Annotated in this window: 21 protein-coding genes and 1 tRNA gene; 8 read left to right on the top strand and 14 right to left on the bottom strand. The window is 65.2% G+C overall.

From position 1 onward, the window contains the following. Window positions 1–77: 77 nt before the first annotated feature. Complete coding sequence (locus tag ACEQZ0_RS08915; RefSeq protein WP_372520103.1) at window positions 78–647, top strand: hypothetical protein; 570 nt, start codon at window positions 78–80, stop codon at window positions 645–647. Here ACEQZ0_RS08915 and ACEQZ0_RS08910 read toward each other — a convergent pair. Next, window positions 601–1,908 (bottom strand): homoserine dehydrogenase, encoded by a 1,308-nt coding sequence (locus ACEQZ0_RS08910; protein WP_370190467.1) that lies wholly within the window; start codon window positions 1,906–1,908, stop codon window positions 601–603. The two genes, ACEQZ0_RS08915 and ACEQZ0_RS08910, sit on opposite strands and share 47 nt — an antisense overlap. A gap of 70 nt (window positions 1,909–1,978) precedes the next feature. Beyond that, the gene (locus tag ACEQZ0_RS08905) at window positions 1,979–2,821 is read right to left on the bottom strand and encodes a hypothetical protein (RefSeq protein ID WP_370190466.1); all 843 of its coding nucleotides are present in this window, start codon (window positions 2,819–2,821) and stop codon (window positions 1,979–1,981) included. A gap of 359 nt (window positions 2,822–3,180) precedes the next feature. Here ACEQZ0_RS08905 and ACEQZ0_RS08900 point away from each other — a divergent pair, with 359 nt between their 5' ends. The 5 genes from ACEQZ0_RS08900 to ACEQZ0_RS08880 all read left to right on the top strand — a co-directional run bounded on the left by ACEQZ0_RS08900 (window position 3,181) and on the right by ACEQZ0_RS08880 (window position 6,345). After that, window positions 3,181–3,837, top strand: a complete 657-nt coding sequence (locus ACEQZ0_RS08900; RefSeq protein WP_370190464.1) for an energy transducer TonB — start codon at window positions 3,181–3,183, stop codon at window positions 3,835–3,837. A gap of 53 nt (window positions 3,838–3,890) precedes the next feature. Continuing rightward, window positions 3,891–4,676: a MotA/TolQ/ExbB proton channel family protein gene (locus tag ACEQZ0_RS08895; protein ID WP_370190462.1), complete on the top strand. Its 786-nt coding sequence runs from the start codon at window positions 3,891–3,893 to the stop codon at window positions 4,674–4,676. An 84-nt stretch (window positions 4,677–4,760) separates the two neighbouring features. Beyond that, window positions 4,761–5,291 carry an ExbD/TolR family protein gene (locus ACEQZ0_RS08890; RefSeq protein ID WP_370190460.1) on the top strand — a complete coding sequence of 177 codons (531 nt, stop codon included), beginning with the start codon at window positions 4,761–4,763 and terminating at the stop codon, window positions 5,289–5,291. A gap of 39 nt (window positions 5,292–5,330) precedes the next feature. Continuing rightward, the gene (locus ACEQZ0_RS08885; RefSeq protein ID WP_370190459.1) at window positions 5,331–5,768 is read left to right on the top strand and encodes an ExbD/TolR family protein; all 438 of its coding nucleotides are present in this window, start codon (window positions 5,331–5,333) and stop codon (window positions 5,766–5,768) included. Window positions 5,769–5,910: 142 nt separating this feature from the next. Further along, window positions 5,911–6,345, top strand: coding sequence for an ExbD/TolR family protein (locus ACEQZ0_RS08880; protein WP_370190457.1), 435 nt, complete (start codon window positions 5,911–5,913; stop codon window positions 6,343–6,345). Here ACEQZ0_RS08880 and ACEQZ0_RS08875 read toward each other — a convergent pair. Genes ACEQZ0_RS08875 through ACEQZ0_RS08860 form a run of 4 tightly spaced genes read right to left on the bottom strand, consistent with a single transcriptional unit; the run spans window position 6,342 to window position 11,318 of the window. Then, on the bottom strand, window positions 6,342–8,813 hold the full coding sequence (locus tag ACEQZ0_RS08875) for a ligase-associated DNA damage response DEXH box helicase (protein WP_370190893.1): 2,472 nt from the start codon (window positions 8,811–8,813) through the stop codon (window positions 6,342–6,344). The two genes, ACEQZ0_RS08880 and ACEQZ0_RS08875, sit on opposite strands and share 4 nt — an antisense overlap. Beyond that, on the bottom strand, window positions 8,810–10,213 hold the full coding sequence (gene pgmG, locus ACEQZ0_RS08870; protein WP_370190455.1) for a phosphoglucomutase/phosphomannomutase PgmG: 1,404 nt from the start codon (window positions 10,211–10,213) through the stop codon (window positions 8,810–8,812). The genes ACEQZ0_RS08875 and pgmG overlap by 4 nt, the downstream gene beginning before the upstream one ends. After that, window positions 10,210–10,512, bottom strand: coding sequence for a J domain-containing protein (locus ACEQZ0_RS08865; RefSeq protein ID WP_370190453.1), 303 nt, complete (start codon window positions 10,510–10,512; stop codon window positions 10,210–10,212). Before ACEQZ0_RS08865 ends, pgmG begins: the two co-directional genes overlap by 4 nt. Next, complete coding sequence (locus ACEQZ0_RS08860; protein WP_370190451.1) at window positions 10,509–11,318, bottom strand: division plane positioning ATPase MipZ; 810 nt, start codon at window positions 11,316–11,318, stop codon at window positions 10,509–10,511. Before ACEQZ0_RS08860 ends, ACEQZ0_RS08865 begins: the two co-directional genes overlap by 4 nt. 222 nt (window positions 11,319–11,540) lie before the next feature. Here ACEQZ0_RS08860 and ACEQZ0_RS08855 point away from each other — a divergent pair, with 222 nt between their 5' ends. Beyond that, window positions 11,541–12,314, top strand: coding sequence for a CsgG/HfaB family protein (locus ACEQZ0_RS08855; RefSeq protein ID WP_370190449.1), 774 nt, complete (start codon window positions 11,541–11,543; stop codon window positions 12,312–12,314). Window positions 12,315–12,389: 75 nt separating this feature from the next. After that, window positions 12,390–13,241 (top strand): pantoate--beta-alanine ligase, encoded by an 852-nt coding sequence (panC, locus tag ACEQZ0_RS08850; protein ID WP_370190892.1) that lies wholly within the window; start codon window positions 12,390–12,392, stop codon window positions 13,239–13,241. Window positions 13,242–13,469: 228 nt separating this feature from the next. Here panC and ACEQZ0_RS08845 read toward each other — a convergent pair. The 8 genes from ACEQZ0_RS08845 to pgeF form a co-directional block, all read right to left on the bottom strand. Beyond that, window positions 13,470–13,543, bottom strand: a tRNA-Gly gene (locus ACEQZ0_RS08845). A 46-nt stretch (window positions 13,544–13,589) separates the two neighbouring features. Continuing rightward, entirely contained in the window at window positions 13,590–14,204 is a 615-nt protein-coding gene (locus ACEQZ0_RS08840; protein ID WP_370190447.1) for an OmpA family protein, read from the bottom strand. Window position 14,205: 1 nt separating this feature from the next. Then, the gene (locus ACEQZ0_RS08835; protein ID WP_370190445.1) at window positions 14,206–16,059 is read right to left on the bottom strand and encodes a cation:proton antiporter; all 1,854 of its coding nucleotides are present in this window, start codon (window positions 16,057–16,059) and stop codon (window positions 14,206–14,208) included. Between the two features lie 104 nt (window positions 16,060–16,163). Next, window positions 16,164–16,694 carry an adenine phosphoribosyltransferase gene (locus ACEQZ0_RS08830; protein ID WP_370190444.1) on the bottom strand — a complete coding sequence of 177 codons (531 nt, stop codon included), beginning with the start codon at window positions 16,692–16,694 and terminating at the stop codon, window positions 16,164–16,166. A gap of 79 nt (window positions 16,695–16,773) precedes the next feature. Continuing rightward, window positions 16,774–17,640, bottom strand: coding sequence for a cytochrome c1 (locus ACEQZ0_RS08825; RefSeq protein ID WP_370190443.1), 867 nt, complete (start codon window positions 17,638–17,640; stop codon window positions 16,774–16,776). A gap of 23 nt (window positions 17,641–17,663) precedes the next feature. Beyond that, on the bottom strand, window positions 17,664–18,959 hold the full coding sequence (locus tag ACEQZ0_RS08820; protein ID WP_370190442.1) for a cytochrome bc complex cytochrome b subunit: 1,296 nt from the start codon (window positions 18,957–18,959) through the stop codon (window positions 17,664–17,666). A 23-nt stretch (window positions 18,960–18,982) separates the two neighbouring features. Then, entirely contained in the window at window positions 18,983–19,555 is a 573-nt protein-coding gene (gene petA, locus ACEQZ0_RS08815) for a ubiquinol-cytochrome c reductase iron-sulfur subunit (protein WP_370190440.1), read from the bottom strand. 230 nt (window positions 19,556–19,785) lie between these two features. Then, a complete protein-coding gene (gene pgeF, locus ACEQZ0_RS08810; protein ID WP_370190438.1) occupies window positions 19,786–20,448 on the bottom strand; it encodes a peptidoglycan editing factor PgeF in 663 nt (220 codons plus the stop codon). Window positions 20,449–20,451 lie beyond the last annotated feature (3 nt).

Below are 20,451 nucleotides of genomic sequence, written 5' to 3'. Positions count from 1 at the left end.
CCTCAGGTGAGTTTGGCGCGACAGGGTGCCGCCGCGTGAATTCGTATGCGCGGCGCGAATAGACAGGGAGCCTTGCATTGTCGAGACGCTGGTGGGTGGCATGCGCGACAATCGGTCCGGGGCTGGTCGCCGTGCCCTGCATGGCGCAGCAGGCCGAGGAGGCTCCACGGCAGATCGACATTCTCATTCCGCAGGAAGAATTCGACGCGCCGCTCGAGGATTGCAGCGCCGAGCAGGAAGCGGCGAGCATATCTGGCGAGATCGTCGTCTGTCGGCGCCGCCGCAGCGGGCGCGAGTTCGGTTATGACGAGGAGCGCGCGGAGCAGCGCTATGCCGCTGAAACGATGAACAAGGGCGATCCGCGTGCTCCGGATTTCGGTGAGTCCTGCAAGAAGAACCCGGAAAAGGGCATGTGCATCGGTTTCGGCAAGGTCCCGCCTCCCGCCTACTTCGTCGATTTCGACGCGATCCCGGAAGCGCCTCCGGGCTCCGATGCCGACCGGGTCGGGCGCGGCCTTGCGCCGCGCGGCATCGAAGCGCCGGTAGCGGCCCAGGACGCGAAAGGAGCCGAGCTCGGCCTGCCCCCGGTCCCCACAGAGATCACTCCTTCAGGATCGGCATCACCAGCGGCGGAGCCGTCAGGCTAGGCGAACCCTCGAGCAGGTCGAGCGCCCGGGTGACGCAGCGCTCGGGACCTTCGTGGGTCACCATCGCCACGAGCACCTCGCCCCCGTCATGATCGCGACCGCGCTGGATGAGGCTTTCGATCGAGACTTCGGCGTCGCGCATGGCGGCAGTGATCTCGGCCAGAACGCCGGGCCGGTCGGTAACGGTGAAACGGATATAGTCGCGGCCCACGCGGTTGCCCGGATCGGCAGGGGCGAACTGCTCGAGTTCCTCGACCGGGACCGAAAAGGGCGCGCCGGAGTCGCCGCGGGCAATATCGATAAGGTCGGCGACCACCGCGCTGGCGGTCGGACCGGCTCCCGCGCCCGCGCCCTGGAACAGCAGGCGGCCGGAGAAATTGCCCTCGGCCACCACCGCGTTGGTGGGCCCGGTCACCGCTGCCAGCGGATGGCCGCGTGCCACGAGGCAGGGGCGCACCCGCTGGAGCAATCGCGGCTCGGCATCGCTTTCGTCGAGCGAGGCGATGCCGACCAGCCGGATGACATAGCCGAGCGTTGCAGCCTGGGTGATGTCGGCTGCGCGCACCTCGCCGATGCCCGTCGCGCTGACACTGTCGAAATCGACCCTTGCGCCGAAGCCGATCGCGGCGAGGATTGCGAGCTTGTGCGCGGCATCGACACCCTCGACATCGAAGGTCGGATCGGCTTCGGCATAGCCCTTATCCTGCGCCGCGCGCAGCATGTCGGAGAAGTCGGCGCCGGTCCGCTCCATCTCCGAGAGGATGTAATTGCAGGTGCCATTGAGAATGCCGTAGATGCGTTCGATCCGGTTGGCGGCGGCACCTTCGCGCAGGCCCTTCACCACCGGGATGCCGCCCGCAACCGCCGCCTCGAATTTCAGGGGCAGGCCGCGCAGCGCAGCCTGCTCGGCCAGGGCGAGGCCGTGGTGTGCGATCATCGCCTTGTTCGCGGTGACGAAGCCCTTGCCCGCATCGAGCGCCGCGCGCGCGAGCGTCAGCGCAGGGCCGTCGCTGCCGCCGACCAGTTCGAGCACCACGTCGATATCGCCGCGCTCGGCCATGGCCTGCATGTCGTCGACCCAGGCATAGGGAGACAGGTCGATACCCCGGTCGCGCGTACGATCGCGGGCATTGACCGCGACGATTTCGAGCGCACGCCCGGCGCGCCGTTCGATCGTCGCGCGATTGGTTTCGAGAAGGTCGATAACACCGGTTCCGACGGTGCCGAGCCCGGCGAGGGCGATGCGAAGCGGTTCAGCCATGGCCGCCCGCCTAGCGCAGGCGCACCTGCCGATGGAACCAGTTTGTCTTGGCGAGGGTCAAGCGCGGCCTTCAGTCGCGCGTGCGGGCGCAGGCCCCGAGCTCGGAACGAACCAGCGCATAGTCGCGCGCCGCCAGCGCGCGCGCCTGCGGATCGCGCGACAGGTTTGCGCTGGCCGGCAGCGTTTCGGGCAGCGAGCAGGCGAGGCGGTACCATTCCAGCGTATCGCGCCGCGGAGGCCGCGCCGCCTGATCGACGATCTCGGTCCAGGAAACACCCCAGCGCGGTGCCTGGCCGGGACGGCGGACCACCGTCACCGACACCGGGCCATCGCTGCTCGTATCGAGGAACAACTGGGTTTCCGATTCCCCGACCAGTGTCCCTTCGACCGCGAGCGCGTCGCGGATTCCGGTGATCCGCGGCGGGGCATCGGGCGACAGGAGATCGGTCAGGATCGGGCGCAGGCGCTGCTCGACTGCCTCGCTATAGGGCAGCTGGGCCTGCGGATCGACCAGCTGCAGCTGACCGGGACGGCCGGGCACGGACCGGGCAAATAGGATGACTTCCTGCTTCTTGAGCTTGGGCGGCTTGCCCTTGGCGTCGAGCGGTACGTCGACGAGATAGCGCAGCGCTTCGCCCACCGGTGCGTTGCCGGCGATCAGCGCGGTCGTACGTGCCTCGATATAGAGGCGCACGAAGCCGGGCGCGAGGCCGGGAGAGCGTTCGCGCTCGACTGTCGCCTGCTTGCGGATCTGCGCGCGCAGGACCAGCGGCGTGCCATCGGCCAGATCGACCATGTCGGCATAAGTCAGCGGCGTGGCAGCGGCGGGGGCCTGGGCGAGAGCCGGGCCGGACGCTGCCGCCAGCGCTGCGGAAAGGAAGAACACGCGGGCGGAAGTAAGGAAGGGTGGCATGGCGAGAGATTCTTTTTCGCTGGATTGGGCAGGGTCCGATTCGGTGAACCCGCGGGCGTCATGGTAGGTTCCTTTGCCCAAGCCACTGAATCCGCGGTTAACCGATAAAGCATTTGCGGTGAGGGGGCATCGTAGCTAAAGGGTCGGGCCGGACCCGAGTGCATGATACATTATTGCTTGGGGAGAGGTGTCCGGGTTCTTATCGGGAACTTCTGTGCACCTTCGTCGCTAGAGCTTCTAGAAGCCCTAGCGGCGCGAATGCGTTAACGATGCCCCTGTCACGCCATACCGGCGGGTCGCAAGGGGGGTGTCCAAATGCCCCGGCCTTTCCGGGGCGACCGATGGAGTGATGCAACCGAATGGCTTATGCTGACCAACAGATGAGCGGCAATCGCGTGGTCGCGATCATCATTGTTGCCCTCATCCATATTGCTCTCGGTTACGCTCTCATCACCGGTCTCGCATATAATGCGGTCCAGCAGGTGGTCGAGCGCGTGACGACGATCGATATCGAGGAGCCCCCGCCGCCCGAGGAAGAACCGCCGCCGCCGCCGGAACAGGTGCCCGACACCCCGCCGCCGCCGGTCGCGCCGCCGCCGCCGATCAATATCGCGCCGGCTCCGCCGCCGATCCGCACGCAGGTGACGATTCCGCCGCCCGCGCCGCCGCGGCTGGTGATCCCGCCGCCGGCACCTCCGGCTCCGCCGCCGCCGCCCTCGAAGGCGCAGGGTGCCTCGCCCAAAGGCCTCAATGGCTGGGCTTCGCGAATCCAGAACAACTATCCGCGTCGTGCGGAGCGTGAAGGAATCGAGGGCGTCGTCGGCATGTCGGTGACTGTCGGACCCGACGGCCGCGTTTCGGCCTGCACCGTGACCCGTTCGAGCGGGTCGAGCGATCTGGATAGCGCCGCATGCGACGGCATGATGCGTTACGCCCGCTACAACCCCGCTCTCGATGCGGCTGGCAACCCGATCTCGGATACGCTGCCGCAGTCGATCCAGTACAAGCTCAACTAGTTTAATCGGGTCCGGGCGACCGGACATCGGAATTTTCAAAAGGACCATTCGTTATGACCTTCGAACTTCTTGCTGCTGCCGGTGAGGCGGCCCCGCAGAACTCCTTCGGCTTCATGGAAGCGATGGAACAGGGCGGGATCATCGCCTGGTCGATCCTCACCGTGCTGGTGATCATGTCGGTCGGCTCGTTCTACATCCTGTTCACCAAGCTCCTCGAACAGCGCAAGGTGATGAGCCAGTACAAGAACGTCCGGACCCAGTTCTGGAAGGCCAACAGCCTCAAGGAAGGTGCGACCAAGCTCGAGAAGAACAGTGCATGGCGCCAGCTCGTCGACGATGCGATCACCGCCGAAGACCAGCACACCAAGATGACCGACAAGCTCGAAGCGCATGACTGGATGCACGGTTCGCTGCAGCGTTCGGAAGATACGATCAACGCCAAGCTTGCGGGCGGCCTGCCGTTCCTCGCCACCGTCGGCGCGACCGCGCCCTTCGTCGGCCTGCTCGGCACCGTCATCGGCATCTACCGCGCGCTGATCAACATCGGCATCGCCGGTTCGGCCTCGATCGACAAGGTCGCCGGTCCGGTCGGTGAAGCGCTCATCATGACCGCCATCGGCCTGCTCGTCGCGGTTCCCGCGGTGTTCGCCTACAACTGGCTGCAGGGCCGCAACCGCCGCATCGCGGAAATGCTGCACGCTTTCTCGACCGATCTGCTGGCCAACATCAGCTCGAACGGCACCGTGAAGCCGACCTTCCTGACCGCTACCTCGACCCAAGCGGCGGGCAAGGCTGCTCGCACCGCTCCGGCTGCTGCGACCACCACGGCCAAGAAGTAATCGAAGCTGTTAGCGGGGGCGGCTCCGGTCGCTCCCGCCCAGCCGCCTCGATCCCAAGAATTTTCGTACGATAGGATTTGAACCATGGCGATTTCGACAGGAGGTGGCGGCGATACGCCCATGTCGGACATCAACACCACCCCGCTCGTGGACGTGATGCTGGTGCTTCTGATCATCTTCCTCATCGCGGTTCCGGTCGCGATCCAGACCATCGAAAAGCTGGAAATCCCGGTTTTCGAATCGGTCGAGTCCAAGGATAAGGTCGAAAACCTCCTCCTGACCGTCAGCACCACCGACGAAAACGGCGTCAGCGCCGGCGAGCCTGGCTTCCAGGGTGCGTCGCGCAATGGCCAGTGCCGCGTCTATTTCAACAATATTTCGCCGGTCTCCTCGGAAGAACTCTACGATCAGGCATTCGAGCGCCTCGATGCGATCGTCCAGCGCGCCGGTGGTCCGGACGCGATCATGAACGATCCGGAGAAGATCCCGCAGGTGCATATTCGCGGCGACGTCAACGCTCCGTGGTCCTGCGTGGCCGGCGCGATCTACAACGTCCAGGCGGCGGGCTATCCCACCGTCGGCTTCATCTCGAACCCGGTCGACCCGAACGGTTGATCGCGCGGTTCGGCAAAGCAGATTAGGGAGTAACCCACTATGGCAATGTCAGGCGGCAAGGATGATGGCGCGCCGATGATGGAAATGAACATGACGCCGTTGATCGACGTCCTGCTCGTTCTCCTCATCATGTTCATCATCACCATCCCGGTGGCAACGCATTCGGTCGACATCGACCTGCCCGCACCCAGCCAGACCCCGCCCGACGTGACCGTCGAGCCGGACAAGAACAAGCTGGTGCTCACGGTCAACAACGAGATCCTGTGGAACGGCAATGCGATCGACATGGGCCAGCTGCGCACGCTGCTGGACGAGTCGACCAAGATGGCGGTCGAGCCCGAACTGCAGTTCGAGCCCGAAGCCCTCGCCAGCTACGATCTCTCGGCCAAGGTGCTGCAGATCATCAAGGCCAGCGGGGTGACCAAGTTCGGCTTCGTCGGAAACGAGCGTTACCGGACCTTCGGCAAGGCCGGCTAAGCCCGATCTTACCCACACGAACACCGGAAAGGGGCGGAGCGATCCGCCCCTTTCTTTTTGCCCCGCCCGCCAATCCCTTTCGAAGCTTGCCAATCGGTGTACTGGTGATGTAATCACATCTCATTGCAATGGGAGAGATTGCATGCCTTATGGAAATCGGTTCCACCGCCACGCGCCGACATCGCGCCCGATGGCCGACATGAACATCACACCGCTGATCGACGTCCTGCTGGTTCTGCTGATCATGTTCATCATGGTGATCCCCATCGCAACGCACACGCTGCTGGTACCCCTTCCCAACGGAGGGCCTGGATTTGCCATAGAGCGCGTGAACACGGTCCATATCGACGATGCGGACCGGCTCTACTGGAACGGCCAGCCGCTCGATCGGCAGGCGCTTCTCAACCAGCTTGCCGCGACTGCAAAGGCTGCACCGCAAGCGGTGCTGCGTTTCGAACCCGATGCCCGGGCGAGCTACGGTTCCTCGGCAATGACGATCGCCCTCATCAAGGGTGCCGGAGTCGAACGCTTCGCCTTCGTCGGCAACGAGAAGTTCCGCCACTTCGCGGCCGACTAGCCTTCCTCGAGCGGGGGCCCGTCGACCCGCATCGCCGCGCCTGCCAAGCTTTCTGCCTCGAGCAGCAATTCGTCGTCCACCGCGCCCTGCGGCGTCGCCTCGCGGCCGATCATGACCATGACCGGCACCGCGAGCGGGCTGACGCGATCGAGCTCGACATGGACCAGTTGTTCCGCCGAGCGGTCGAGCAGGTCGCCCAGGCGGCCGACATCCGTCAGCCGCGTGCGCGCATCGGCCCATGCAGCTTCGAGCAAGACATGGTCCGGTTCGTATTTGCGCAGCACATCGTAGATCAGGTCGGTCGAGAACGTAACCTGCTTGCCGGTCTTCCGCCTGCCCGGATGCTGTCGCTCGACAAGCCCGCCGATTACCGCCACTTCACGGAAAGCACGGCGCAAGAGGTGCGAATTCTGCACCCATTCTATGAATTCATCCTGCAGGATATCGGGTGACAGGAGCGGAGCCGGGTCGACCACCGGCTTCAGACCCCACACGGCGAGCGAATAGTCATTGGCAACGAAGCCGCCGGGCATCAGCCCGCGATCCTCCATCCGCCGCGTGATCAGCATGCCGAGGCTCTGGTTCGCGTTCCACCCCTCGAAAGTGTAATAGACGCTGTAGTGTCGCTTGGCGTGCGGGAAGCTTTCGACCAGCAAGTGCCCCGGCCCCGGCATCTGCGAACGCCAGTCCTGCACTTCGAGCCATTCGCGCACATCGTCCGGAAAGCGCGCCCAGCCCGCGCGGTCGACCAGCATTGCCCGCACGCGATCGGCAAGATGCGTGGTCAGCGGCATGCGCGCGCCGCCATAGCTGGGGATCATGGCGCTGGCCTTGGCCGCCTTTACCACCACCTCCATGTCCTGCAGCTTGACCACCTCCAGGCTCATCCCGGCGAAGGCGAAAGTATCGCCCGGGCTGAGCGAGGCAGCGAAGCGTTCCTCCACCTTGCCCAAGCTGCGCCCGCCCCGCCCGCGCCCGGCATTGATGCGCACCTCGAGCATTTCGGAGTCGATGATGATACCCGCGTTCATGCGGTGCCGGGCAGCCTGTTCGGGATGCGAAAGCCGCCAGACCCCGTCCGCGTCGCGCACGATCCGCCTGAACTTGTCATAGGCCTTGAGCGCATAGCCACCCGTTTCGACGAAAGAGAGCACGCGCTGCCAGACCACCTCGTCGACCCAGGCATAGGACAGGCTCGAACGAATCTCCCCAAGCAGCTCGTTTTCCTGGAACGGCGCCGCGCAGGCACAGGCCATGACATGCTGCGCGAGCACATCGAGCCCGCCGGGCCGGAAATCCTCGCCGTCGCGCTGCCCCTCGTCGACCGCCTCCTTGGCCGCGGTCGCTTCTAGAAATTCGAATCGGTTGCCCGGGACGAGCAAGGCGCGGCTGGGCTGGTCGAGCCGGTGGTTGGCGCGTCCGATCCGTTGCAACAGCCGGCTGGAGCCCTTCGGCGCCCCCATCTGCACCACGAGATCGATATCGCCCCAGTCGACCCCCAAATCGAGGCTCGCGGTAGCCACCAGCGCGCGCAGCTCGCCGCGAGCCATGGCGCCTTCGACCTTGCGCCGCGCCTCCTTGCTCAGGCTCCCGTGATGGACGCCGATCGGCAGGTTCCCCTCGTTCACGTCCCACAGGTTCTGGAAGATGTATTCGGCGAGGAAGCGGGTGTTGGTGAAGATCAGCGTGGTGCGGTTGGCGCGGATCAGCTCGTAAAGCTGCGGGATCGCCCAAGTCGCGGCATGCCCGCCCCAAGGCACGCGTTCCTCCTGCGGGAGGAGGATCTCGACCTCGGCCGGGGCGCCGGCTTCGCCCGTGACCAGCTCGACCGCATCGATCTCGCCCCAAGGCGCCAGCCACTCGCGAAAGCCCTCGGGATTGGAGAGCGTGGCCGACAGCGCAGCGCGGCGCATCCCCGGTGCGATCGCCTGGAGGCGGCTGAGCGCCAGCGCCAGCAAGTCGCCGCGTTTGCCGGTGGCGAAGGCGTGCACCTCGTCGATGACGATGCGCTTAAGGTCCCGAAACAGCTCGAAGCTGTCGGGATAGGAGAGCAACAGGGAGAGGCTCTCGGGTGTGGTCAGCAGCACATGCGGCGGACGCGTGCGCTGGCGTTTCTTGCGATCCGACGGTGTATCGCCGCTACGCGTCTCGACGCGGATCGAGAGGCCGATCTCCTCGATCGGGGTTAGCAGGTTGCGTTGCACGTCATGCGCCAGCGCCTTCAGCGGCGAGACGTAGAGCGTGTGCAGGCCTTCGGGAGGTTCGTTTCCTGCCAGCCGCGAGGGGACGAAATCGGCAAGCGTGGGGAGAAACCCGGCCAGCGTCTTGCCCGCCCCGGTATCGGCCACCAGCAACGCATGCCGCCCGGCATCGCTCGCGGCGAGCATCTCGTCCTGATGCCGCCGGATACGCCAGCCGCGCCCTGCGAACCAGGAGGAAAGCTCAGGAGGGATTTCGGTTACGGTCAGTGCCCCGCCTGCGGGCCTCGTTCGAGTCCGCTGAGCGCCAATTGCTCGTCGATCTGGGCAACAAGGCGGTCGAGCCCTTGCTTGCTGTCGCTTTCGGCGCGGGCGACGAGGACGTCTTGCGTGTTCGAGGCGCGCAGCAGCCACCAGCCGTCGTCGGTGGTCACGCGCACGCCGTCGGTCGTGTCGGCCACGGCCCCACTGGCTGCCACGCGCGCGGCAATTTCCTCGATCGCGGCGAACTTGCGGCTTTCGTCGACCTGGAAGCGCATTTCGGGCGTGTTGACCATCGGGGGCATCGCGCCGCGCAGATCGGTAACCGATTTGCCGAGCCGGGCGCTCGCGGCGATCAGGCGCACGCCGGCGTAGAGCGCATCGTCGAAGCCGTAATAGTCGTCGGCGAAAAAGACGTGCCCGCTCATCTCCCCGGCCAGTGGTGAGCCGGTTTCCTTCATTTTGGACTTGATCAGCGAGTGGCCGGTCTTCCACATCAGCGGGGTGCCGCCATGCGCCGCGACATCGTCGAACAGCGCGCGGCTGGCCTTGACGTCGGCGATGATCGTCGCCCCCTTGCGGCGCGCAAGCAAATCCTCGGCATAGATCATCAGCAGCTGGTCGCCCCAGATCACCCGACCCTGGCCGTCGATCGCCCCGATCCGGTCGCCGTCGCCATCGAAGGCGACACCGAAATCGAGCGACTTTTCGGCGACGAGCGCGCGCAGATCGGCGAGATTCGCCTCGACCGTGGGATCGGGATGATGATTGGGAAAATTACCGTCGACTTCGGTGTAGAGCAGGTGGTGTTCGCCTGGCAGGCGCGCGGCAAGCACTTCGAGCGCGGGACCGGCAGCGCCATTGCCTGCATCCCAGCCGACGCGAAGGCTGTCGAGGGTGGATGCATCGATCCCCCCGAGCGCTTCGAGCAGGCGGTCGATATAGGCCTCGAGCACCTCGCGCCGCTCGACCTCGCCCGCGCCGTCGACCCATTCGCCCGCGGCGCTGCGGCGCCCGAGTTCCTGGATGTCCGCGCCGAAGAACGGACGCCCCTGGAATACCATCTTGAAGCCGTTGTAATTGGCGGGGTTGTGGCTGCCGGTTATCTGGATGCCGCCATCCACGTCATCGGCTGACGCCTCGGCATAATAGAGCATCGGCGTCGGGCCCATGCCCACGCGCACCACATCCATGCCCGAGCAGGTCAGCCCTTCGACCAGCGCATGTTCGAGCATGGGCGAGCTGACCCGCCCGTCATAGCCGACCGCGACCTTGCTGCCGCCTGCCTCGCCGAGCATCGAGCCGAAGACGCGTCCGATCGCGCGGGCGTCGTCGGGCCCCAGCGTTTCGCCGATGATCCCGCGGATATCGTATTCGCGCAGAACGGTGGGGTCGAAAGTGTGGGTCATTCGGAACGCTCCAGTCGGGTCCGTGAAAGGTTGTCGAGCAAGAGGTCGCGCGCGGCATTGGCCTCTTGCAGGTCCGCGGCGCTACCCCCTCTGTCGGGGTGAATTATTGTAACAATGCGACGGTGCGCGGCACGGATGTCCTCGGCGCTCGCGTCGCGTGCCACACCGAGGGTCGTTCGCGCACGGGCGAGCGCCCGTTCCGCCGCGCTTTGCGTCGTGAGATAGTCCCATGGCCATTTGCCGAAGATCCAGCGGCAGGCCACCGAGAGCAGAACGGCGAGGGCCAGCAGGCGGATCACTGGGCTGCTTCCACGACCTGCTCGGCCCCCGCGCCCGGAAGCCGCAGGCTGGCGACCAGTCCGCGCAATTCCTGGCGGGCAACCAGGTGACTGGTGCCGAGATCGCCGAGATGCCCCTTGTCGAGCAAGGTCAGGCCCGAAGGGAAAAGCTCGCGATAGATCACGCGCTCCGACAGCCCCTTGGCAACCCGGAAGCCGACTCGCTTGGACATTTCCATCAGCGCCTGTTCGATGCGCGCCATGTTGCGCGCCTCGGTAAAGCCGGTGCGGTTCCGCACCACGACCCAGTCCATCTGCGTGCGGTTCTGTTCGATCGAGGTGCGGCTGCGTTTCAGGCGCGCTTCCCAGATCAGCTCGGCGTAGAAGGACAGCTTCCTAACCTTGAAGTTCTCGCCTTCGACCTGCCCGATGAGGTCGAAGTCGACGAAACTGTCGTTCATCGGCGTGACCAGCGTATCGGCAGTGGTGGCCGAATGGCGGGCCAGCGGATCGTCGCGCCCCGGGGTGTCGACGACCACGAAATCCGCGTTGCGCGCCGTGTCATGGACGAAGGCTTCCATCTGGGCACCGTCCATGCCCTCGACCACATGGCAACGGACCGTGGGCAGGTCGATCCCGCGACGCTGCATGGTTTCGGCTCGGTTCTCGAAATAGCGGCACATGGTGCGCTGGCGATGGTCGAGGTCGTAGGCGACGACATCGGCCCCGCGACTGGCGAGCGCGACGGCGACATGGACTGCCGTGGTCGATTTGCCGGTCCCGCCCTTCTCATTGGCGAAAACGATGCGATGGGGCTGCGAATTCATCAGGATTGGGCCGTCGATATCATGCTGGCGGTGTCCCTATCCAACCCATGGCGCGGCGGCAACGCGTGCTCCCCCGGCGGCGCAGGATAACCCACAATGGCGGATGCGTACTAGCCTGCCCGCTATCATTTGATAATGTCGGCCTTGCCTGGGTCGCATTCGACCAGCGTCGATCGGCAAGAGCCGGCGGCCGGAGACGAACCAAAGAGGGGATCCCAGGACATGAAAAAGCTACTCTTCACCGCGCTCGCCGCGCTCTCGATCACCGGCGTGGCGGCCGAACCGGTGTTCGCCCAGGGCCGCTCGTCCGGCCGCAAGGCCCAGGACCGCGCAACGATGGAAATTCCGCAATGCTCGCGTAATCTCGGCACGATCGCGGTGGTCGAACCCGACGACAAATGGTGGCGCGAGCTCAACCTCGGCAGCCCGGAACAGATCATCCGCGTCTTCGTCCAGCGCTCGGGCTGCTTCACCCTGGTCAACCGTGGTGGCGCGATGCGCAGCCGCGCCATGGAACGCGCGCTGCAGGAACAGGGCGAACTGCAGGAAGGCCAGAACGCGGGCCTCGGCCAGGTGGTGACGGCGGACTATTTCCTCCAGCCCGACATCGTAAGCACCAACAGCAATTCGGGTGGCGGCGGCGGGCTGCTCGGCGGCGTGGTCGGCGGATTGTTCGGCCGCACCGCAGGAGCGCTCGCGGGCGGTATCCGGGTCAAGAAGGGCGAAGCCAATGTCGTCCTCTCACTGGTCAACGCCCGCACCACGGTGGAGGAAGCGCTGGTCGAAGGCTATTTCCGCAAGAAAGATCTCGGCTGGGCCGCGGGTGGCGGCCTGTTCGGCGGCGGCGGCGGCGCGGCGGGTGGCTTTGGCGGATATGAGAACACCGCCATCGGACAGATCATCGTACTCGCCTATCTCAACGCCTATACCGATCTGGTGGCCCAGCTTGGCGGCCTGCCCGAGGATGCGGCGGCAGCGGCGCCCGAAGCGCGCTGAACGGGCAGCGCTTGCAACATTGAGGGCGGGGCGGCAGATGTCGCACCGCCCCTTGTCGTTGCAGGAGCAGGAACGCTGCACACCGTCACCACCCTCGCCGATCTTCGACCTGCGACCGAGGCGCTGCGCGCCAGCGGAACCCTTGCCCTAGTACCGACGATGGGGGCGCTACACGAGGGTCACCTGGCGCTGGTACGCGAAGCCCGCGAGGCTGCCGACCACGTCGCGGTATCGATCTTCGTCAATCCTCGCCAGTTCGGGGCGAACGAGGACCTCGATGCCTATCCACGCCAGCTTGCCCTCGATTCGGCGCTGCTCGAGGTTGAGGGCGTAGGGCTTCTGTGGGCTCCCTCGCCAGAGGAAGTCTATCCGCAGGGCTATGCCACCAATATTTCCGTCGCAGGTGTCAGCGAGGGCCTGTGCGGTGCCGACCGTCCGGGCCATTTCGACGGCGTCGCCACGGTGGTCTGCAAACTTTTCAACCAGGTGCGGCCGGACATAGCCTTTTTTGGCGAGAAGGACTGGCAGCAACTGGCGGTAATCCGCCGGATGGCGCGCGACCTCGACCTGACGCTTCCGCATGTCGAGGCGATCCATGGCGTCCCTATCGTCCGCGAAGCCGACGGTCTCGCGATGTCGAGCCGCAATGCCTATCTCTCCGCCGATCAGCGCGCGACGGCGGCGGCGCTTCCGCGCGAGATGCGCGCCGCTATCGCGCGCCTCGCTGCCGGAGACCCAGCGCACTCGGTGCTTCCCGCGCTGACCGGGGAACTGCTCGAGGCAGGATTCGACAGCGTCGACTATGCCGAGCTGCGCCATGGCGACAATCTTGCCCCGACTGCGGGCGCGGCGCCGGGCACCCGCCTTTTCGTCGCCGCGCGTATCGGAGGAACCCGGCTGATCGACAACATGCCGGTGGTCGGCTGAAACGCCGCGTGGTCCTCTGCCTGGGGGACTGTCGCAAAAGAGAAACAACCGCTATTCGAACGGTCCGTCGTGAACGGTGCCGAACAGCACCGGCCCTTCGGTTCGCAAGGGTCGGGTGCACGGCGCCAAAGGCATGGTGCACCCGGCTTTTGCCCATCCCCCTTGAACGCAAGGATTTCTCCTGCGAGCCGTGGCCCGGAGGCGGGAACATCTGCGCCTTTGTGGGAGTGGAGCGGGTAAGGGGAATCGAACCCCTCTAGCCAGCTTGGAAGGCTGGAGCATTACCACTATGCTATACCCGCCCGGGTGAGGCGCCAATGCCACCGAAGTCGCGCCCGCGTCAACACGCTATTGCGCCGGTTGGTCGGCTTTCGCCTCGTCTTTCTCGGCTGCCTCCGCCAAGCTCTCGGCCAGCGTCGGAGGCTTGTCGAGAGCAGCCTCGACCTTGCCGCGTATCTCGATTTCCACCCTGCGATTCGCTGCCCTGCCCGCTTCGTCGGGCGAGCCGTCCGGCAGGGCATTGGGCCTTTCCGGATTCTGTTCGCCGAATGCGATAACGGTGATGCGGTCCGCAGCCACCCCGTTCTCGACGAGCCAGTCGCGCACAGCATCGGCACGCTGCTGCGAGATCCGCATATTCGCGTCGTCGCTTCCTCCGCTGTCGCTGTGGCCGCGCAAGACGATGGCCCCGCCTTCGGCGATCTGCGGCGAGGCGAGAACCGTTGCCAGTTCGGCGCGCGCCGCTTCGGTGAGGTCCGCGCCCTCGGGAAATTGCACGCGGGTTTCGAGCGAGCCTTGCGGATCGAGAGCCTCGATCGGTTCGACCTGGAATTCGGGGCGGAAGATGGAGCGTTTCTCGCCTGCGGTCTCGTCTTTGGGCGGAGCTCCACGATTGTCCTCGCAGGCAGCCAGGCCAAGGCTGGCGACGGTAGTTGTGAGGACAAGGGCAAGCCGGTGGGTCATGTCATCCTCCCTGTTCGGCGGTCTTGGTGCGCTTGCGTTCGCGCTTGGCAGCGGCCTCCTGCGCGCTGCGCTCCTGCGGCGGGGCGAAACTGACGATCACATCGCCGGCCCTGGGTTCGGGGCGTGCAGCGTGGGTGAAGAAGCGAATCGTTCCGTTGTCGCGCACGAGCAGCAGCAGCGAGGCACCTTTGGGCAGGCGCTCCTGGGCGGCGTCGAAGTCGAATTCCTCGGACAGCTTGGTCTTGCGGAAGACCCAGCCACGCGCGAGCCGCTCGTTGACGTCCTCGACACCGAAGCCCGATTCGAAAAGCGCCCGGCCGCGAATGCTGCTGGGCAGCGCGTGGCGATCGTCGTCATCGACAGCATCGCCGAGCTGGAACACCGTGTCGCGACCGATCTCATAGGCGAATTCATTGCAGACCAGCGCGTTGTAGGCTTCGTTCTCGGTCGCTGCGACCAGGACCGCATAGGGCGAAAGGTCGAGGTTGTGTTCGGTCGCCTCGTTGAGGATTTCGCCGTGGTAGAAGGGCAACCCCTTCTGCCGCGCCAGCGCGAGGCGTTGCCAGCTTGCATCGACCACCATGACCGGTGCCTTGAGTTCCTGCATCATCAAGGCGAGCGAGATCGTCCAGGGCGTACTGCCGACGATCAGGATGCCCGGTCGGTTGCTGCCCTTGAGATTGAGCAGGCGGGCGACGAGGTCGATGGTGAAGCCGTGGGCGACGATGGTCGCGACCACAACCGCGAAACTGAGCCCGATCAGCGCGGTCCCGTCATAGCCGATATCCTCGAGCCGCAGTGCGAACAGGCCCGAAATCGCGACGAGCACGATACCGCGCGGTGCGATCCAGGCGAGAAAGAGGCGCTCGTTCCAGGGCACCGAACTGCCGAGCAGGCTGAGCAGAATCGTGGCCGGGCGCACCAGGAACAGCAGCGCGAGCAGGAACAGGCCGAAATTCCAGTTGAGATAGGCCAGCTCTTCGAATTCGAGGCTGGCCGAGAGCAGGATGAAAATGCCCGATATCAGCAATACCGCGATGTTTTGCTTGAACGGATGGATGCTGCGCAGCGACGACACGTTCATATTCGCCAGCGCGATGCCCATCACCGTCACCGCCACAAGGCCCGCTTCGTGCTCGATCTGGTTGGCGAAGACGAAGACGACGATCACCGATGTGAGCAGGACCGGGACTTTGAGAAATTCGGGGATCGTCCCGCGCGGGAAGGCCCATGCGATCGCGGCGGCGGCGACATAGCCGATCAGCCCGGCGATGATCGCGGCGATGACCAGTGGCGGGACCACATCGAACAGTCCGGCGCCCGGCGATTCGGCGACTGCGCGGAAATATTCATAAGCGACGACCGCGAAAAGCGCGCCGATCGGGTCATTGACGATCGCCTCCCACTTGAGGATCGCCGCCGGGCGAGTCTTGACCGAGGATTGGCGCAGCAGCGGCATCACCACCGTTGGACCGGTGACCACGAGGATCCCGGCGAAGAGGATCGCGACGGGCCACTCCAGCCCGCCGATCGAATGCGCGGCGAAGGACCCGAGCACCCAAGCGATCGGCCCGCCGAGCAGCACCAGCCGCCAGACGCCGTCGCCGGCGTGGCGCAATTCGCGAAAGTCGAGGCTGAGCCCGCCTTCGAAGAGGATCAGCGCAACCCCGATGGCGATCATCGGGTCGAGCAGTTCGCCGAATGCATGCTCGGGGTCGAACAGGCCGAGGATGGGGCCGGCAAGGAACCCGGCGGCCAGCATCAGCACGATGGCCGGCCAGCCCGTGCGCCAGGCCAGCCACTGCGCACCAATGCCCAGCATGCCGACCATCGCGATGACTAAAGACTGTTCCATGCCCCTCTCTGGCTACGCGGTTGGCCGCGGATCCACGCACCCCCTAGGGCACGAGACCTAACAATGCCCGAGATGCGAAATTTATCCAGCCCCGTGATCGAAGCTCAGTGCCCTGCGAACTGCATCAGCGCCCTGACGTCGACACCCTCGCGCAAGAGCCGCTCGCTGCCGCCCAGCTCGGGCAAATCGATCACGAAGGCAGCGCAGTCCACCCTCGCCCCTGCAAGCCGCAGCAATTCGCTGGCGGCGAGCGCGGTTCCGCCAGTCGCGAGAAGGTCGTCGACGATCGCGACGCTCTGGCCCGCACGGACCGCCCCGGGGTCCATCTCAAGCCGGTCGAGCCCATATTCGAGCTCGTAATCCACGCCGATCACCGCGCAGGGAAGCTTTCCGGGCTTTCGGATCGGAAGGAACGGCAGGCACAGGCGTGCCGCGACTGCCGCACCGAAGATGAAGCCGCGGGCCTCCATTCCCGCCACCGCCTCGGCCCCTTCCACCTCTCCCGCCAGCCATTCGACCGTGGCGGCGAAGCCGGGGCCATCGCCAAGCAGCGTGGTGATGTCGCGGAACTGGATCCCCGTCTTGGGAAAATCGGGAATCGTCCGGACCAGCGCCTTGATTTCGGCAGGTGTCATTCGGAAGCTCCCCGGAATCGAAACGCCCCTCGCATCGGGTGGATGCAAGGGGCGCTCGTCATATCTGCGGTGCGTCGGATCAGTCGTCCTTGCGTTTCGCGGCTGCCCAGATCTGCTGCTTGGACAGATAGGCCAAAACGGTCGCAAAGAGCAGGAAGATCAACACCGGCCAGCCGGTTTGCTTGCGCTTCACCATGGTCGGTTCGGCAGTCCAGGCCAGGAATGCAGCAACATCCTTGGACATTTGTTCAACCGTGGCTTCGGTGCCGTCGTCGTAGGTCACCTGTCCCGCGCTGGTCAGCGGCGGTGCCATCGCCAGGCCGAGATTGGCGAAATAGGGATTGTAGTGCCCCGTCGGCGAGAGCGCGAAGTCGGGGAATTCCTTCTTCAGCTCGGCCGGGACTTCGCGGTACCCGGTCAGCAACGAGGCGACGTAATTGGTCCCGTCGTGGCGCGCCTTGGTGATCAGCGAAAGATCGGGCGGGATTGCATTGTTGTTGGCCGCCGCCGCCGCCACCGCATTGGGATAGGGCGAGGGGAAATAGTCGGTCGGCAGGCCGGGGCGCGACGTCGCTTCGCCGGTCTGCGGATCGATGCCCGGAACCTGCTTCGATGCCGCGAAGGCCTTGATCTGGCCCTCGTCATAGCCGAGCGCTTCGAGATCGCGGAAGGCCACGTAGTTGAGGCTGTGACAGGCCGAGCACACTTCGTTGTAGACCTTGAAGCCGCGCTGCAACTGCCCGGTATCCCACTTGCCGAAGGGGCCGTCGAACGACCAGGCATACTGCTTCGGATACTCGTGGAACTCGTGCTCGGCAGTGGCCGGCTTGAGTTCGCCTTCCTGGATGACCGCAAGGGCACCGCTGACGAAGGCCCACAGGACGGCCACGGTGAAGCCGAGACCGACGATGATCGCTACGAGGCGGATGCTGAGAAGTTTGCTCATTATCTCAAGTCTCTCTTTCTCGGTCAGACCGCCGGAGTGGCGTTTTCGCCGAGGACGGCTTTGTCGTCGGAGCCGAGAACGGCTTCGGTTATCGAATAGGGCAGCGGCTCTGGCTTCTCGATCTGGCTGACGATCGGCAGGATCACCAGAAAATGGAGGAAGTAGTAGGCCGTCGCGATCTGGCTGAGCATCACGAAGGGCTCCTCGGCCGGAGCGCCGCCGCAGTAGAACAGCACCGCCATGGCCGGGATCAGTCCGAACCAGAAGAACTTGCGGAACAGCGGACGGTAGTGGCCGCTACGCACCGGCGACTTGTCGAGCCAGGGCAGGAAGAACCACAGCAGGATAGCGCTGAACATGGCGAGCACGCCCATCAGCTTGGCCGGAATGAAGAAGAAGTCCGCGGTGAAGGCACGCAGGATCGCGTAGAACGGCCAGAAATACCATTCGGGAACGATGTGCGCCGGGGTCGAGAGCGGGTTCGCCTCGATGTAGTTGTCGGGGTGCCCCAGATAGTTCGGCAGGAAGAACACGAGGCCGAAATAGAGCAGCAGCGCGACGCCCAGGCCGAAGCCGTCCTTCGCCGTGTAGTAAGGGTGGAAGGGCAGCGTGTCGCTTTCGCTCTTCACTTCGACGCCGGTCGGGTTCGACGAGCCGGGGATGTGCAGCGCCCAGATGTGCAGGATGACGACGCCTGCGATCACGAACGGCAGCAGGAAGTGGAGGCTGAAGAAGCGGTTCAGTGCGGCATTGTCGGGCGCGAAACCGCCAAGCAGCCACACCTGAATCGGCTCGCCGATCAAGGGGATGGCGCCGAACAGGCCGGTGATGACCTTCGCGCCCCAGAAGCTCATCTGGCCCCAGGGAAGCACGTAACCCATGAAGGCGGTCGCCATCATGAGCAGGAAGATGACCACGCCGAGCAGCCAGATCATCTCGCGCGGCGCCTTGTACGAAGAATAGTAGAAGCCGCGGAAGATGTGCAGGTAGACGACGATGAAGAAGAAGCTGGCGCCGTTGGCGTGCGCATAGCGCATCAGCCAGCCCCAATTGACGTCGCGCATGATGTGCTCGGTCGTCGCGAAGGCGACCTGCGCATTGGCGGCGTAATGCATCGCCAGCACCACACCGGTGACGATCTGCAGCACGAGGAAGAAGCCGGCGAGCACGCCGAAATTCCAGAAATACGACAGGTTGCGCGGGACCGGGTAGCCGGCTCCGACGGCATTGTAGACGAGGCGCGGAAGCGGCAGCTTCTCGTCGAGGAATTTCATGACCGGGTTGGTCGGGGTGTATTCCTTGGCCCAGGGAAAGCTCATGGTTTCGTCTCTTCTCTCTAAGCTCAGCCGACCTGGATGACGGTGTCCGAGGTGAACGCGTATTCCGGCACTTCGAGGTTTGTCGGCGCCGGGCCCTTCCGGATACGTCCGGCGGTATCGTAGTGCGACCCGTGACAGGGGCAGAAATAACCGCCGAACTCGCCACGTGGCTCGCCCACGGCGGCCCCCAGCGGGACGCAGCCGAGATGGGTGCAGACACCCATGGTCACCAGCATGTCCTTGTGACCTTCCTTGGTCCGCTCCTCGAGCGTCTGCGGATCACGCAGCGATCCAACGGCGACGTCCTCCGCCATCTTGATTTCCTGTGCCGTCAGACGGCGCACGAACAGCGGCTGCTTGCGGAAGATCGCCTTGATAGCCATTCCCGGCTCGATCGAGCCAACATCGACCTCTGTCGAGCTGGCGGCGAGCACGTCCTTCGACGGCGCCATCTGGCTGACCAGCGGATAGACGACCGCGAGGCCGCCGATGCCGGCGGCGCTTACGGCTGCGATGTCGAGGAAATCGCGGCGACGGATGCCGTTATCGGTCACGCCTGCCGTTTCGGGAGTTGCGGTTGCAGCGGTGTCTGCCATCAGCGCCTTGCCTTGCCTGCCTTGGTCTAGCGCCGCCGCCCGGACGGGTTTTGGCGCGATTACGAATCCTTGAACCGGCCTGAGGGATAGACGGTGCACGCGATAGATTATGCATGCGCGAAAGCCCCCGGTACGCCCGGTTTGGACGCGCCTCTAGCCGCTCTGGGGCAGGTTGCCAACCGCCATTTTGGCCTGCCGCGCGCAGGCGCGGGCTATCGCAGCGGCAGGCTTCAGCCGGGCAGGCCGATGACGCTGAGCTGGCGGCCGTCGGTTTTTTCTCCGCGATGGGTGGCGCGGCGATAGGAGTAAAACCTGTCGGGCTGCGAATAGGTGTCCTCGGCCAGATCCTCGACCTGGCGTACGCCGGCAGCCTCCAGCCGATGCGCGACATAGGCCGGAAGGTCGAACTGCCAGCGGTCCGCGCGCCCGGCGGCAAAGAAGCGCCCGTCCTGCGGCGCAAAAGCAGCGCGAAAGCCCTCGTCGACCTCGTAGCTGCGCTGCGCGATCGTGGGGCCGATCGACGCGCGAATATTGGCGAGACCGGCTCCGAGCAAAATCATCGCCTCGAGTGTGTTCTCGATCACACCCCCCTGTGCGCCGCGCCATCCGGCATGCGCCGCCCCGATCACGCCGGCGCTGGGATCGGCCAGCAGCACCGGCGCGCAATCGGCAGTCACGATCCCCAGCAGCAGCCCGCTTCGATCGGTCACGATACCGTCGGCTTCGACCGCCCCCGGGGCTTGGGGATCCGCAACGACCACCCGGGTGCCATGGACCTGCTTCACTCGGACCAGCACCGCGCCCGGCAGGATGACCTCCGGATCGAGCGCGCGCTCGGTCGAAAAACCGTGCGGGACGTCTGCCAGTAACGTCCCCTCGAGATGGTCGTGCATGTG

The organism is Qipengyuania sp. (genome assembly GCF_964227205.1).
Classification (GTDB): Bacteria; Pseudomonadota; Alphaproteobacteria; order Sphingomonadales; family Sphingomonadaceae; genus Qipengyuania.
This window is presented reverse-complemented; position numbering and strand designations above follow the sequence as displayed.

Coding starts and splice junctions, on each gene's coding strand:
- ACEQZ0_RS08910 (WP_370190467.1), bottom strand. CDS start 1,908: ATGGCTGAACCGCTTCGCATCGCCCTCGCCGGGCTCGGCACCGTCGGA.
- ACEQZ0_RS08905 (WP_370190466.1), bottom strand. CDS start 2,821: ATGCCACCCTTCCTTACTTCCGCCCGCGTGTTCTTCCTTTCCGCAGCG.
- ACEQZ0_RS08900 (WP_370190464.1), top strand. CDS start 3,181: ATGGCTTATGCTGACCAACAGATGAGCGGCAATCGCGTGGTCGCGATC.
- ACEQZ0_RS08895 (WP_370190462.1), top strand. CDS start 3,891: ATGACCTTCGAACTTCTTGCTGCTGCCGGTGAGGCGGCCCCGCAGAAC.
- ACEQZ0_RS08890 (WP_370190460.1), top strand. CDS start 4,761: ATGGCGATTTCGACAGGAGGTGGCGGCGATACGCCCATGTCGGACATC.
- ACEQZ0_RS08885 (WP_370190459.1), top strand. CDS start 5,331: ATGGCAATGTCAGGCGGCAAGGATGATGGCGCGCCGATGATGGAAATG.
- ACEQZ0_RS08880 (WP_370190457.1), top strand. CDS start 5,911: ATGCCTTATGGAAATCGGTTCCACCGCCACGCGCCGACATCGCGCCCG.
- pgmG (WP_370190455.1), bottom strand. CDS start 10,213: ATGACCCACACTTTCGACCCCACCGTTCTGCGCGAATACGATATCCGC.
- ACEQZ0_RS08860 (WP_370190451.1), bottom strand. CDS start 11,318: ATGAATTCGCAGCCCCATCGCATCGTTTTCGCCAATGAGAAGGGCGGG.
- ACEQZ0_RS08855 (WP_370190449.1), top strand. CDS start 11,541: ATGAAAAAGCTACTCTTCACCGCGCTCGCCGCGCTCTCGATCACCGGC.
- ACEQZ0_RS08840 (WP_370190447.1), bottom strand. CDS start 14,204: ATGACCCACCGGCTTGCCCTTGTCCTCACAACTACCGTCGCCAGCCTT.
- ACEQZ0_RS08835 (WP_370190445.1), bottom strand. CDS start 16,059: ATGGAACAGTCTTTAGTCATCGCGATGGTCGGCATGCTGGGCATTGGT.
- ACEQZ0_RS08830 (WP_370190444.1), bottom strand. CDS start 16,694: ATGACACCTGCCGAAATCAAGGCGCTGGTCCGGACGATTCCCGATTTT.
- ACEQZ0_RS08825 (WP_370190443.1), bottom strand. CDS start 17,640: ATGAGCAAACTTCTCAGCATCCGCCTCGTAGCGATCATCGTCGGTCTC.
- ACEQZ0_RS08820 (WP_370190442.1), bottom strand. CDS start 18,959: ATGAGCTTTCCCTGGGCCAAGGAATACACCCCGACCAACCCGGTCATG.
- petA (WP_370190440.1), bottom strand. CDS start 19,555: ATGGCAGACACCGCTGCAACCGCAACTCCCGAAACGGCAGGCGTGACC.
- pgeF (WP_370190438.1), bottom strand. CDS start 20,448: ATGCACGACCATCTCGAGGGGACGTTACTGGCAGACGTCCCGCACGGT.